A 13560-nucleotide genomic window follows, 5' to 3' on the forward strand; every position below is an offset into this window, starting at 1 on the left:
GACGTCCGGGGAAACCGGGTCCGGCTCCAGGTCGACACCGACAAGCTGGACGCCGTGCTCCGGTCGCTGAGCGAAGCGGGCGTGCGGTCGCTGACGTCGACGCCGCCGACCCTCGAGGAACTGTTCCTGCGGCACTACCAGGCCGACGACGCGGTCTCCGGAGTGGAGGTGGCGGCGCGATGACGGCCACCGACGCCGGCGCCGGTGCGGTGTTCGCGGCCCGCACCGGGGGCTCGCGGCAGCTGGCCGGTACCGGCACGCTGCTGCGCTTCGCCCTGCGCCGCGACCGCGTGATGATGCCCGTCTGGGTCGCCGTGAACGCCCTCATGGTGCTCTCCATGCCGGGCACCCTCGAGGGCCTGTACGGCACGGCCGCCGAACGCGCCGACCTGATGCGGCAGATGGAGACCAACGCCTCGCTGCGGGCGCTCGTCGGCCCCGTCTTCGACGACGGCATCGGCGCGCTCACCGCCTGGCGCGTCGGCCTGTACGCCGGTGCGCTCGCCGCCGTGACGAGCCTGCTGATCGTCGTACGGCACACCCGCGACGAGGAGGAGAGCGGGCGGCAGGAGGTCGTCGCCTCCGGTATGGTCGGCCGCCGCGCCGCGCTGACGGCGGCGCTGCTCGCGTCGGCGGTCGCCAACGCCGCCCTGGCACTGCTGATCGCCGTCGGGCTCGCCGGACGGGGAACGTCCGGTGCGCTGGCCCTCGGGCTCGGGGTCGCGGGTGTCGGGATGCTCTTCGCGACCGCCGCGGCCGTCGTCGCCCAGCTGACGGAGAGCGCGCGGCTGGCCCGGGGGCTGACGGGGGCGGTACTGGGCGTCGCCTTCGTGCTGCGTGCCGCGGGCGACTCGGCGACGGACGACGGTTCGTCGGTCCTGACGTGGGTGTCACCGCTGGGCTGGCTGGAGAACCTGCGGGCCTTCGCCGGGGAACGGTGGTGGGTGCTGCTGCTGATCGCGGGCGCGACGGTGGCGCAGGGGGTGGTGGCCTACGGGCTCGCCGGGCGCCGCGACCTCGGCATGAGCTTCCTGCCGACCCGGCACGGACCGGCCGCCGGGCGCCTCGGGACGGCGGGTGCGCTGGCCTGGCGCCTGCAGCGGGGCGGCGTCCTCGGCTGGAGCATCGGCTTCTTCCTCGCCGGGGTGGTCTACGGCGGGCTGACGGAGGGCGCGGCCGATCTGGTCGGTGACAGCGAGCAGGCCCGCGAGATCATCGAGCGCATGGGCGGGCGGGCCGGGGTCACCGACGCGTTCGTCTCGGCGATGGTCGGGATGCTCGGGATGATCGCCGCGCTGTACGTGGTGGCGTCGGTGCTGCGGCTCAGCGGCGAGGAGACGTCCGGGCGGGCGGAGCCGGTGCTCGCGGGGGCCGTGGGCCGGCTGCGGTGGGCCGCCGGGCATCTGGTGATCGCCTTCGGCGGCTCCGTCCTCATCATGCTGCTCGCCGGGCTCGGTTTCGCGGCGGGATACGGCCGGGACGCCGGGGCGATCCTCGGGGCGTGCCTGGTGCAGGTGCCCGCGGTCTGGGTGATCGGCGGGGTGGCGGTGCTGTTGCACGGGGTGCTGCCGCGGGGGGCGGTCGCGGCGTGGGGGGTCGCGGGGGCGGTGCTGCTGATCGGGTGGGTCGGGCCTGCGTTGGATGTGCCGGGGGTGGTGCTGGATCTGTCGCCCTTCGGGCATCTGCCGAAGGTGCCGGGGGGTGCGATGAGTTGGCCGCCGGTGGTGGTGCTGGTGCTGCTCGCCGGGGCGCTGGTGGGGGTGGGGCTCGCGGGGTTGCGGCGGCGGGATGTCGTGGGGTGACCCGTCGTCGGAAGCTGGGGCGGGGTGAGTGCGCTGCCCGGCGGTGCGGGGGTGTCCCCGGAGGGTGCCCCAGCGCCCACTCGTGCCGCCCGGGGGCACCTCCCAGGCCGTTCAGGTACTGGGGGAGGCACGACTTGCCCGCGGGCTCACGGCTGCACGCCCACCGGTAGTGAGTCCAGGCCTCGCATCACGAAGTTGGGCTTGCGGGTCGGCTCGGCGGTCAGGGTGAGGGTGGGGGCCAGTTGCAGCAGGGCCGTCATCGAGGCCGCCAGTTCGATGCGGGCCAGCGGGGCGCCGATGCAGTAGTGGACGCCGGCGCTGAAGGAGATGTGCGGGTTGTCGCGGCGGGCGAGGTCGAGGCGGTCCGGGGCGGTGAAGACGGCCGGGTCGTGATTGGCGGAGCCGAACAGCATCGCGATCTCCGCGCCACGCGGGATCGTCGTCCCGTCGATCTCGATGTCGTCCAGCACCCAGCGTTCGAAGAGCTGGAGCGGGGTGTCGTAGCGCAGCAGTTCCTCCACGGCGGAGGGGACGAGGGAGTGGTCCGCGCGCAGGGCCGCCAGCTGGTCCTGGTTGCGGAACAGGGCAAGCCAGCCGTTGGTCGTCGCGTTCACCGTGGCCTCGTGGCCCGCGTTCAGCAGCAGGACGCAGGTCGAGATCATCTCCTGCTCGGTGAGGCGGTCGTCGTCCTCGTCGTGCGCCGCGATCAGACCCGAGATCAGGTCGTCGCCCGGCTCCTTGCGGCGGGCGGCGATCAATCCGCGCAGGTACTCGGAGAAGTCGAGCGACGCGCGGACCGCCCTCGCCGCCGTCTCCTCCGACGGGTTCAGCTCGTACATCCCGCAGATGTCCGCCGACCAGGGGCGCAGGGGCGCGCGGTCGGACTCCGGGATGCCCAGCATCTCGGCGATCACGGCGACCGGCAGCGGTTCGGCCACGTCCGTCAGCAGATCGCCGCCGCCCGCCGCGACCAGCCGGGCCACGAGGTCGTCCGCCAGCCCGTGCACATACGGCCGCAGCCGCTCCACCGTGCGCGGTGTGAACGCCTTCGACACCAGGCGCCGGATACGGGTGTGGTCCGGCGGCTCCAGATCCAGCATCCCGTGGTCGTTGAGGGTGTGGAACGGCTCGTGTTCCGGCGGGGGCGGGGTGCGACCGAAGTCCTCGTGCGAGAAACGGTGCTGGTAGGTGCGGCCCAGGCGTCGGTCGCGCAGCAGCGCCGAGACGTCCGCATGGTGCGGGACCAGCCACTGGTCCGTGGGCTCGTAGTAGTGCACGCGTCCCCGGGCCCGCAGCTCGGCGAAGGCGGGATAGGGGTCGGTGACGAAGTCCGCGTCCCACGGGTCGAAGGCAGCCATGGACGGACGCTAGCGTGGCCCGGCCACCCCTGACCAGGGTCGCCGGGTCAGCCCGGCGTCACCAGCCGGGCCTCGTAGGCGAAGACCGCCGCCTGGGTGCGGTCGCGCAGGCCCAGCTTGACCAGGATGCGACTGACGTGGGTCTTGACGGTGGACTCGGCCACGAACAGGCGCTCGGCCATCTCCGCGTTGGACAGGCCCTGGGCGATGAGGACCAGCACCTCCGTCTCCCGTTCCGTGAGGTCGCCGTAGGCCGCCTGGGCCGAGGGCATCAGGCGGGGGCCGTCGGACAGCTTGGAGAACTCCGTGATCAGGCGCTTGGTGACCGAGGGGGCGAGAAGCGCCTCGCCGGCGGCCACCACACGCACACCGTCGGCGAGTTGGCGGGCCGAGGCGTCCTTGAGGAGGAAGCCGGAGGCGCCCGCGCGCAGCGCCTGGTACACGTACTCGTCGAGGTCGAAGGTGGTCAGGACCAGGACCTTCGCCGCCCGGTCCGCCGCGACGATCTCCCGCGTGGCCTCGATGCCGTTCAGCTCCGGCATGCGGATGTCCATCAGGACCACGTCCGGGGCGAGTTCGCGGACCTTGTCGACCGCCTCCCGGCCGTTGACCGCCTCGCCGGCGACCTCGATGTCCGGCATCGCGTTGAGCAGGACCGAGAAGCCCTCGCGGACCATCATCTGGTCGTCGGCGATCAGTACCCGGATGGTCATGCGTCACCTTCGGTCTGCACGGTGACCGGCAGGAACACCGCCACCTCGTATCCCCCGTCGTCGGCGGGGCCCGCCGTCATCTCGCCGTTGAGCATCGAGACGCGCTCGCGCATGCCCGTGATCCCGTGCCCCGCGCCGGGCGAGGGCTTGACCAGGGACGGTTCGGGCATCGGGCCGTTGACGACTCTCAGGCCCAGTCCGCCCAGGACGTAGGAGACCTCGACGCGGGCGCTCGCGCCGGGGGCGTGGCGCAGGGTGTTGCTCAGCGCCTCCTGCACGATCCGGTACGCCGACAGCTCCACGCCGGGCGGCAGTTCGCGCACCGCGCCGGTCACCGCCTTGTCCACGGTGAGACCCGCGTCCCGCACATTGGCGAGCAGCGCGTCCAGGTCGGCGAGCGTGGGCTGCGGGGCGTCGGGCGCCTCGTAGTCCTCGGCGCGGACGACACCGAGGACGCGGCGCAGCTCGGTCAACGCCGCCACCGCGTTCTCCCGGATGGTGGCGAAGGCGCGCTCCAGCTCCTCCGGAGGGTTCTCCACCCGGTACGGCGCGGCCTCGGCCTGGATGGCGACCACCGACATGTGGTGGGCGACCACGTCGTGCAGCTCGCGGGCGATGGTGGTCCGCTCCTCCAGCAGGGTGCGCCGGGAGCGCTCGTGCGCGGTGACCGTCCGCTGCGCGGTCACCTCCTGCCGGGCGTCGCGGCGGATGTGCCAGAGCGAGATCGCGAGCAGGGCAAGGGCGCAGATGGTGAGCAGCGGTGCGGAGTTGGTGTTGAAGTGGCCGGCGCCGAACAGGGTCTCCACGAGGAAGCCGTAGGCCGCGGTCAGCACCCACATCCAGGCGGCGGTGCGGGGCCGCGTGCGTATGGCCACGATGATCATCACCGTCAGATGGCACAGGAACGTGCCCGGCAGCCACGGCCAGTCCCCCCAGCTGCTGCCGAGCACCGCGACCAGCGGGGTCGCCGCCATCGACATCCAGAAGGCGCCGACGGGACGGACCAGCGTGACCAGCACGGGGATCGCGCACAGCAGGCCGGAGACCAGCGCCGGCACACCGTCGGACGTACCGCTGGCGACCGAGCCGCCCCAGAAGCAGAGCAGGGCGGCCAAGGACACCACCATGTACGGCACCCGGGCCACATGGGGGCGTAGCCGGGCCGGGAGGCGGCGCACCATAGGACCGTCCGCAGCCGGGCGAGGCAGTGGGCGGTGGGCGAAGGCGTCACGGAACAGGGCCTCGCGCAGCCCGCTCAGGGCGTTCGCGGCCAGCCGGTACTCGGGGCTGCGCGTCCCGCTCCCGTCTCCGGAGAACGTGGTCCGCGTCTGGGTCGTCTCGGTCACATGGCAAAGGTAGGCGGGGGCGGAGTACCGCGTCGTCACCAATGAGAGGGGTCCTCGGCCGTCCCCCTCAGGTACGCCGTCCCTCTCAGGTACTACGAGCCGCATCCCCCGTGCCTTCCTCAGTACCCGGAGGGCCGCACCAGCCCGGACTCGTACGCGAACACCGCCGCCTGCGTCCGGTCCCTGAGCCCCAGCTTCACCAGGATCCGGCCCACGTGCGTCTTGACGGTCTGCTCGGCGACGACCAGCCGCGTGGCGATCTCCGCGTTCGACAGGCCCTGTGCGATCAGGGCCAGGACCTCCGTCTCCCGCTCGGTCAGCCCTGCGACCCGTTCCTTCAGCGGGGCGCGGGGCCGGTCGTCCAGCCGGGAGAACTCGGTGAGCAGCCGCCGGGTGATGCCCGGCGCGAGCAGCGCGTCCCCGGCCGCCACCACCCGGACCGCCTCGGCGAGCTGATCGGCCGAGGCGTCCTTCAGCAGGAACCCCGACGCGCCGGCCCGCAGCGCCTCGTACACGTACTCGTCGAGGTCGAAGGTGGTCAGCACCAGGACCCTGATCTCCGGGGTCGTCCCCGTGATCCGCCGGGTGGCCTCGATGCCGCCCAGTTCGGGCATGCGGATGTCCATCAGGACGACGTCCGGAGCGAGTTCGGCGACCTTGGCCACGGCGTCCAGGCCGTCCACCGCCTGGCCGACCACCTCGATGTCGGGCTGCGTGTTGAGCAGCACGGTGAAGCCCTGCCGGACCATCTGCTGGTCGTCGGCGATCAGCACGCGGATCACGCGGCCGTCCCTGCCGGTCGTCATGGGGTGCGGTCCTCGGGGGAGTGATGAGTGGAGTGATGAGTGGAGTGATGCGGGATGTCGTGGGCGGCGTCGTGCGGGGAGTCGTCCGTGGGGCGGTCGGGGTCACCGTCCGTCGGCAGGAAGGCCGACACCAGGTAGCCGCCGTCCGGCAGTCGTTCCGCTCTCAGGCTGCCGTCGAGCATCGCCGCCCTTTCCCGCATGCCGAGCAGCCCGTGCCCCGCCCCCTGCGACGGCGCCGGGATCCGCGTGGGCCGCGTGTTGGTGACGTCGACGCGCAGTCCGATCGGGAGGTGCACGAGGCGGACCCGGGCGGTCGCGCCGGGCGCGTGCCGCAGGACGTTGCTGAGGGCCTCCTGCACGATCCTGTACGCCGACAGCTCCACGCCGGGCGGCAGCGTTCTGCGCCGGCCTTCCTGCTCGACGGTCACGGTCAGCCCGGCGGCCCGGGTGTTCTCCACCAGCGCGCCGAGCCGGTCGAGGGTGGGCTGCGGGGCGTGCGGGGCGGTGCCGCCGCGATCGGGTGTCGTCCCCGGGACGTCGGGGGTCTCGGAACGCAGCACGCCGAGGACGCGGCGCAGTTCGGTCAGCGCCTCCAGCGCGTTCTCCCGGATGCCCTCGAGGTTCTCCTTCAGCTCGTCCGAAGGGTTCTCCACGAGGTGGGGGGCGACCTGGGCCTGGATGGATATGACCGACATGTGGTGAGCGACGACGTCGTGCAGCTCGCGCGCGATGCGGCTGCGCTCCTCCAGGAGGGTGCGCCTGGCGCGTTCCTCGGCGGTGAGCGAGGTCTGCTCCGCGAGTTGGGTCCGGGCCTCGCGGCGGCCGCGCAGGGCGATGCCGAGCACGACGACCACCGCGAACAGGACGACGGCGACCTGGCCGGTCGGCTGGTAGTTGCGCGCGCCGACCAGGCCCTGGACGACGTACGTGACGAGCGCCGTGAGACCCAGCGCCTCCAGCGACACCCGGGTGCGGACCCGCAGGGCGAGCAGGAGCAGGACGAACAGGTGCGCGATGAGCCCGGCCGCCGTCCAGGGCCAGGTGAACTTGTACCCGTCGTCCATCACGGCGCGCACCGCTGCCGCCCCCACCAGCATGGCGGCCAGGGACAGCCACCACGCCGGGACCGGCCGCCACAGGGCGAGGACCATCGCGCCGCTGTGGCCAAGGGCGACCAGGAAGGCGAACTCCCCGTCGAGTCCGCCGTTGTCGCCGAGCTGGGCCGCGTCGCCGAGCAGCACGCCCAGCGCGGCCAGGAAGACGATCCCGTGCGGCAGCCAGCGCAGCCATGTGGACGGCGGCAGCGGGTCCACCTTCGTGGTCCACAGGTCGTCGCGCAGTGTTCCCCACCACCAGCGCGTACCGGCCGCGCGCTCGCTGCCCCCTGTCGTCACGCCGTCCAGCCTAGACATGCCGCACTCCCTTCGTCGTCGCCCGGGACCGCGGGCGGTGCCTGCGGACGACCCGTGAGCGGCGGCGGCCGTCGCCGCGCTCGAAACCGTGGAACGCCGCCCAGCACACGCCAAGGAACAGGGCGAACACCGGCAGCCAGAGGAGCCGGGCCGCGACCCAGTCCAGGCCGTCGGGGAGCGTGTGCAGTCCGGGCAGCCGGCCCGCGAGGAGGCCGGTGGCGGTGGTCGCCATCATCGCCGTCTGGTGCCACAGGAAGATCGTCATCGCGAAGAGATTGACCACTGCCACCGCCGCCCAGGCCGTCGGCCGCCGCAGCGCACGGCGCAGCCGCTCCCGCAGCAGCAGGGCGAGGCCGCACTGCGCCAGGCCGAAGGTCACGGCGGCCAGCGTCGGCGGATTGAGGTTGGACACGGGGGCGCCCGGGACGCCGACCATGGACGCCGGGTAGCCCGCCCAGGCGACGAGGGCCGCGGTCACCGCCGTGCCTCCGGCGAGCAGGACCCAGCCCGCCCTGCGGTGCTCCAGCTCGCCGCGTGTCCAGGCGGCGCCGAGGGTGTAGGGCACCGCCCAGCCCGCGGCGAGATTGACCCAGCCGAGCCAGGACGGGCCGCCGAGCCCGAAGCGCAGCAGGTCGACATGGAGGACGACGACCAGCGGCCACAGCGGGTGCAGCCGGGCCAGGAGCGGCGTCGCCGCGGTCAGCGCGGCGAGGACCAGCAGGAACCACAGCGGGGACAGGGCCAGTTTGACCAGCGTGTGCACGGTCCCGTGGTCGGCGCCCGTCAGGAGCAGCAGGGCCGCCGTCACCGCCCACAGGGCGAGGACGGCCACGACCGGCCGGAACAGCCGGCCCAGCCGGGCGGCCAGCCACCGCCGGTACGGTGTGCCCCGGTCGCGGGCCGCGGCCCGGCCGCGGGTGGCCACGTGCCCGCCGACCAGGAAGAACACGGCGAGGGTCTGGAAGGCCCAGGAGACCGGGGCCAGCCGGGGCAGGTGCCGCAGGGGGCTGGCGGTGTGCAGGCCGCCGCCGTCGGAGACCAGTGCCGTCACCAGCCAGTGGCCGAGGACCACCCCGAGGACGGCGAGGGCACGCAGCCCGTCGACCGCGCGGTCCCTGGAGGCGGGCGTCGCCGCGTCGATGCGGGCGGCGGCAGCGCGCAGGGCGCCGCGCGGGTACGCCGAGGTCACGTCAGTCACGGGTCACCTCCGTGGTCTCGCCCAGGGCGATCCTGGCCAGGTTCGTCAGGGAGAGGGAACCCGCATCGAAGTAGTCACTGTGGCCGCCGTCGCCGGCGTCGAAGACCCGGGCGCCGAAGTCCGGGGAGACCGGGTCGGTGCCGAAGCCGACGGTCGTGCCGAACAGCCCGGCGCTCGCGTGCGGGATGTGCTCCACCCAGTCGTCGGCCCCCCGCGCCGCCCAGATCCGGGCGCTCGTGCGCAGGTCGGCGGCGGAGTCCGCGCCGGTGCCGGGGCTGCCGACCAGGGCGATGTCGGCGACGTCCAGGTCGGCGGCGGCGCGGGCGCAGACGACCGAGCCGTAGGAGTGGCACAGGAGGGCCACGCGGGCGCGGGGGCCGGTGACGCCGCGCAGGTCGTCGAGCAGGCCGCGCAGCTTCGGGGCGGCTTCGTCGGCGCGGCCGGTCGTGGCGACCGTGGTGCTGACGGTCCCCGGCGTCCGGTAGCCGAGCCAGGCCACGACCGCCGTACGGGTGCCGTCCGGCGCCTGCGCGAGGAGTTGCCTGTGCAGGGCGAGGGCGGCGGCGCGGAACCGGCCGTAGGTGTCGAGGCCGGTGTCGGAGCCGGGGACCAGGACGGCGACCCGGTCGGCGTGGGCCAGGTCGCCGAAGACCTCCGTGGCCAGGCCGGCGCCCCGGCCGTCGAAGGCGAGCAGTTGCCGGGAGGGGCCGGCCAGCGCGCGGTCCGCCGCCGCGCGGTGACGGTCGCCGTGGGCGTCGGCCAGCCGGGCCGCCTCGGCCGCGTTGGCCCGGTTCGCGGCGTAGACGGACGCCAGCGTGTCCGCCGTCGGCGCGGCGAGTGCGGCGGGGGGCGGGGCCGGTATCTCCGGTCGCGCAGCGGCCGAGAGGGGGAACGCCACGGCACCGGCCACGAGTGCCGCCAGTGCGGCCCTGAGGCCTCTCCTCACGCGCTGCCGCCAACGCCCCGCCGAACCTGGCCCCATGACCGCTCCCCTCCCGCGCACCCGCTCATCAGGCCCGCCTGGGAAGGAAGTTATGAATCGGGAGGGGTAACCGGCGTCCCGCCGGAGAGCTCATTCGCGACGTAGCTCTCAGGTACTACGGGTCTGACATGACGCCCGTCCGGACCGACCGGACCGACCGGACCGACCGAAGCGACCGGACCGACCGGAGGAGCACCACCGCAAAGCCCGTCACCACGCCAGCTGGGCGATCTCCTCCGCCACCACCGCGCACGCGTCCGCCACCGGGTCGATCAGCGGGAAGTGGCCGACGTCCTCCAGGAGCGTCACGCCCACCACCTCACCGGCCCGCGCCGCCGCGTCGGCGTACGCCTCGGCGACCGCCTGCGGGACGTCCACGTCGGCACGGCCCTGGACGACGGTGGTCGCGATGCCGGTGGGCAGCAGCAGGGCCGGGTCTGCGTACGGCCGGCGGGCGGCGTAGTGCTCCTCGCCGCCCAGGAGCTCCCGCGCCGCGCCCCCGCACACGTCCAGCTTCCCGGCGACCTCGAAGTCGGCGATCGGCGCGAGGGCGACCACGCCGCGCAGGGACGGCGGGCGGTCGAGCCGCCACGGCGCGTCGGCGGGCAGCACGTGCCGGGCCGCCGCCCACAGGGCGAGGTGGCCGCCCGCCGAGTGGCCGGTGAGCACCGTACGGCGCGCGTCGGCCCCCGGCAGATGCCGCCCGGCCAGCGCGGGCAGGGCGTCCAGCGCGGCGGCGACGTCGTCGAAGGTGTCGGGCCAGCGCCCCGCGACCGGGTCGTCCCCGGCCCCGTCCCGCGACCCGCGCCGGTACTCGACGCTGGCCACGGCGAAGCCCCGGCCGGCCAGGAAGCCGGCGAACGGACTGACATGGCGCCGGTCGTACGGAGCCCGCCACGCGCCTCCGTGCAGGACCGTCACGACGGGCGGGGGCGTACCCGGCCCGCCCGTGCCGCGCGGGACGTAGAAGTCGATGACCTGGTCGGGATGGTCGCCGTACGCGGCGGTGCTGTCGGGCTCCACGGCCGGGTGCGAGAAGGCCGACTCCTCCTCCGCGGCGTTCCGCACGGCAGCGGTGCCCGGTTCTGCGGCGGCGTCCGGCATGCTCCAACCTCTCAGCGACGAAACGGTGTTGGCGGACCGGGTGATGGGAATCGGCCGTCGGCGGGACGTTATCAGGCCGGTGACGTGCGCGGACACGGGGATGTCACGCTGGGTGAGATGCGGCGCCGAGGGTCCGTCCTGCCGTCCCGGCGGCGCCGGGAGGCCGTCCCGCCGCCCGGCGCCGCCCGCGTCAGCGGACCCGGGCCGGCCTCACCCCGCCGGCGCCGGATCCTCCGCACCCTCCGCCAGGATCTCCGCCAGCACCCGCGCCGCCCGCTCCACGTCCGCGAAGCCGACATACAGCGGGGTGAACCCGAAGCGCAGCAGGTCAGGGGCGCGGAAGTCGCCCACCACCCCGTGCTCGATCAGCCGCCGCATGACGTCGCCCGCGATGGGGGCCCCTCCCGCTCGAGCGAATTCGAGAGTGGGGGAACAGCGCAGCGCCACCTGGCTGCCCCGCTCGGCGTGCGCGGCCGGCGTCACGGACTCGACCCGCCCCTCGGGGACGTACTCTCCGACGCAGCGCAGGAAGAAGTCCGTCAGCGCGAGGGACTTGGCGCGCACCGCCTCGACGGACACCCCCTCCCACACGTCGAGGGACGCCTCCAGGGCGAGCATGGACAGGATGTCCGGCGTGCCGACCCGGCCGCGCACCGCTCCGGGGGCCGGGGCGTACGCGGGCCGCATGCCGAAGGGCTCGGCGTGCGAGTTCCAGCCGGGCAGCGGGGAGTCGAAGCGGTCCTGTAGGTCATGGCGCACGTACAGGAACGCGGGCGAGCCGGGGCCGCCGTTGAGGTATTTGTAGGTGCAGCCGACCGCCAGGTCGACGCCGTGCTCGTCCAGCCCGACCGGCAGGGCGCCCGCGCTGTGGCACAGGTCCCAGACGGCGTACGCCCCCGCCGCGTGCACGGCGGCCGTGAGGCCGGGCAGGTCGTGCAGCCGGCCGGTGCGGTAGTCGACGTGGTTGAGCAGGACCGCGGCGGTGCGCTCGCCCAGCGCGGCGGGCACCTCGGCCGGGGCGACGGCCCGCAGCGTGCATCCGGTCAGCCGGGCCGCGGACTCGGCGACGTACCCGTCCGTGGGGAAGGTGGTGGCGTCGACGAGGATCTCGTCCCGGCCGGGACCGTCCCCGCCCGCCATCCGCACGGCCGCGACGACGGCCTTGAAGACGTTGACGCTCGTGGAGTCTCCCACCACGATCTGTCCGGGGGCCGCACCGACCAGCGGGGCGATCCGGTCGCCGATCCGCTCGGGCGCGGTCCACCAGCCGCTCTCGTCCCAGGAGCGGATGCGCAGCTCGCCCCACTGGCGCCGCACGACGTCCGCCACACGGTCGGGGACGTGCGCGGGGAGGGCGCCCAGCGAGTTGCCGTCGAGGTACGTCACGTCGTCGAGGACGAACCGCTCGCGCACCGCGGCCAGCGCGTCGGCGGCGTCCAGCTCCTCGGCCACACTCATGAGTTCAGACATACGACCGCGCCGTCCACAGCTCGGGAAAGACGTTTCCGCGGGCCCGCTTCTCCAGCCAGGCCACCCCGGCGGAGCCGCCGGTGCCGGTCTTGGCGCCCATCGCGCGGCGGGTGGCGACCAGATGGTCGTTGCGCCATCGCCACACCAGCTCGGCGACGTCGGTGAGGGCCTCGCCGAGGCGGGCCAGCTCGCCGTGCTGGTCGCCGGAGTAGACGGCCGTCCAGGCGGCCTCCACCTCGGGCGACGCCTCGTACTTCCGGGTGACGTCCCGCTGGAGCACGGCGTCCGGGATGTCGTACCCGCGCCGGGCGAGGAGCCGGACGACCTCGTCGTACAGGCTCGGCTCGTGCAGCGCCTTCTCCAGCTCGGCGTGGACGCGCGGGGCGCCGCGGTGCGGGACGAGCATGGACGCGGACTTCTCGCCGAGCAGGAACTCCAGGCGGCGGTACATCGCCGACTGGAAGCCGGAGCCCTCGCCGAGGGCACCGCGGTAGGAGTTGAACTGGGCGGGCGTGAGGCCCGCGAGCGGCGTCCAGGAGGCGTTCAGCGCCTCCAGCTCCCGCACCGAGCGCTTGAGCGCGTCGGTGGCCACCGGGATCCGGTCCTCGCGCAGGGCGCGGGCCGCGGTCTCCCACTCGTGGACGATGACGGTGAACCACAGCTCCATGACCTGGGTCGTGACCAGGAAGACCATCTCTCCGGGATCGTCGGAGAGGGTGTGCTGGAGGTGGGTGAGCACGTCCGCCTTGACGTAGTCCTCGTACGGCGTGCTGCCCTCGAAGTCCAGATTCGGGGCGTCGTGGGACATTTCTGTCTCCTGATGGCACTACGGGTAGCGGTCCGCCCTGCCGTTACCGGCACGGGGCCCCGGTCCCCAACGGCATCCTCCGCAATGCTCCCAGGAAACCGCAAGGCCCGCCCGTCGCGGGCCCTGCGGAGACGTCCGTCTAGCCGAGCACCTCGGCCGCCGTCGGGGAGGAGTCCGCCAGGAACTGCGTGCAGCGCTCGTACTCCTCCTTCTCGCCGATCGCCTGGGCGGCGCGGGCGAGGGCGTGCAGGGCGCGCAGGAAGCCGCGGTTGGGCTCGTGCTCCCAGGGCACCGGGCCGTGGCCCTTCCAGCCGCTGCGTCGCAGGGCGTCCAGGCCGCGGTGGTAGCCCGTACGGGCGTAGGCGTAGGACTCCACGACGCCGCCCCGCTCGTACGCCTCGTCGGCCAGGCGGGCCCAGGCCAGCGAGGACGTCGGGTACTTCGCGGCGACGTCGGTGGCGGAGGTGCCGCCCGCCAGCAGCTCGCGCGGCCCGGGGTCGTCGGGGAGGTGGGTCGGGGGCGGTCCCCCGAGGAGGTTCTCGTGAATGGCCATGGGGACAA

Annotated in this window: 12 protein-coding genes and 1 pseudogene; 2 read left to right on the forward strand and 11 right to left on the reverse strand. The window is 74.1% G+C overall.

Annotated elements, in window-relative coordinates; translation table 11 throughout:
• Together AB0E77_RS31550 and AB0E77_RS31555 are read left to right on the forward strand one after the other, a co-directional pair.
• Positions 1–183: pseudogene (locus AB0E77_RS31550) on the forward strand (ABC transporter); the annotation flags it as partial.
• On the forward strand, positions 180–1802 hold the full coding sequence (locus tag AB0E77_RS31555) for an ABC transporter permease (protein WP_361577613.1): 1623 nt from the start codon (positions 180–182) through the stop codon (positions 1800–1802). The pseudogene AB0E77_RS31550 and the gene AB0E77_RS31555, both read left to right, overlap by 4 nt.
• A 146-nt stretch (positions 1803–1948) precedes the next feature.
• On the opposite strand, the gene AB0E77_RS31560 is transcribed toward AB0E77_RS31555, so the two are convergent.
• From AB0E77_RS31560 to AB0E77_RS31610, 11 genes are all read right to left on the reverse strand, one after another.
• Positions 1949–3160 carry a cytochrome P450 gene (locus tag AB0E77_RS31560; RefSeq protein WP_361577616.1) on the reverse strand — a complete coding sequence of 404 codons (1212 nt, stop codon included), beginning with the start codon at positions 3158–3160 and terminating at the stop codon, positions 1949–1951.
• 47 nt (positions 3161–3207) lie between these two features.
• Complete coding sequence (locus tag AB0E77_RS31565) at positions 3208–3873, reverse strand: response regulator transcription factor (RefSeq protein ID WP_361577619.1); 666 nt, start codon at positions 3871–3873, stop codon at positions 3208–3210.
• Positions 3870–5219: a histidine kinase gene (locus tag AB0E77_RS31570; protein ID WP_361577622.1), complete on the reverse strand. Its 1350-nt coding sequence runs from the start codon at positions 5217–5219 to the stop codon at positions 3870–3872. The genes AB0E77_RS31565 and AB0E77_RS31570 overlap by 4 nt, the downstream gene beginning before the upstream one ends.
• 119 nt (positions 5220–5338) lie before the next feature.
• Positions 5339–6025 carry a response regulator transcription factor gene (locus AB0E77_RS31575; RefSeq protein WP_361577625.1) on the reverse strand — a complete coding sequence of 229 codons (687 nt, stop codon included), beginning with the start codon at positions 6023–6025 and terminating at the stop codon, positions 5339–5341.
• The gene (locus tag AB0E77_RS31580) at positions 6022–7437 is read right to left on the reverse strand and encodes a sensor histidine kinase (protein ID WP_361577628.1); all 1416 of its coding nucleotides are present in this window, start codon (positions 7435–7437) and stop codon (positions 6022–6024) included. The genes AB0E77_RS31575 and AB0E77_RS31580 overlap by 4 nt, the downstream gene beginning before the upstream one ends.
• Entirely contained in the window at positions 7430–8635 is a 1206-nt protein-coding gene (locus tag AB0E77_RS31585) for an acyltransferase (protein ID WP_361577630.1), read from the reverse strand. Before AB0E77_RS31585 ends, AB0E77_RS31580 begins: the two co-directional genes overlap by 8 nt.
• Positions 8628–9617, reverse strand: coding sequence for an alpha/beta hydrolase (locus AB0E77_RS31590; protein WP_361577633.1), 990 nt, complete (start codon positions 9615–9617; stop codon positions 8628–8630). Before AB0E77_RS31590 ends, AB0E77_RS31585 begins: the two co-directional genes overlap by 8 nt.
• A gap of 210 nt (positions 9618–9827) precedes the next feature.
• Positions 9828–10721: an alpha/beta hydrolase gene (locus AB0E77_RS31595; protein WP_361577636.1), complete on the reverse strand. Its 894-nt coding sequence runs from the start codon at positions 10719–10721 to the stop codon at positions 9828–9830.
• 210 nt (positions 10722–10931) lie between these two features.
• Complete coding sequence (kynU, locus tag AB0E77_RS31600; protein ID WP_361577639.1) at positions 10932–12191, reverse strand: kynureninase; 1260 nt, start codon at positions 12189–12191, stop codon at positions 10932–10934.
• Positions 12184–12999 (reverse strand): tryptophan 2,3-dioxygenase, encoded by an 816-nt coding sequence (locus tag AB0E77_RS31605; RefSeq protein ID WP_361577642.1) that lies wholly within the window; start codon positions 12997–12999, stop codon positions 12184–12186. The genes kynU and AB0E77_RS31605 overlap by 8 nt, the downstream gene beginning before the upstream one ends.
• Before the next feature lie 139 nt (positions 13000–13138).
• Positions 13139–13552: a DUF3151 domain-containing protein gene (locus tag AB0E77_RS31610; protein WP_361577645.1), complete on the reverse strand. Its 414-nt coding sequence runs from the start codon at positions 13550–13552 to the stop codon at positions 13139–13141.
• Between the last annotated feature and the right edge of the window lie 8 nt (positions 13553–13560).

Source organism: Streptomyces sp. NPDC032940 (assembly GCF_040636935.1).
Classification (GTDB): Bacteria; Actinomycetota; Actinomycetes; order Streptomycetales; family Streptomycetaceae; genus Streptomyces.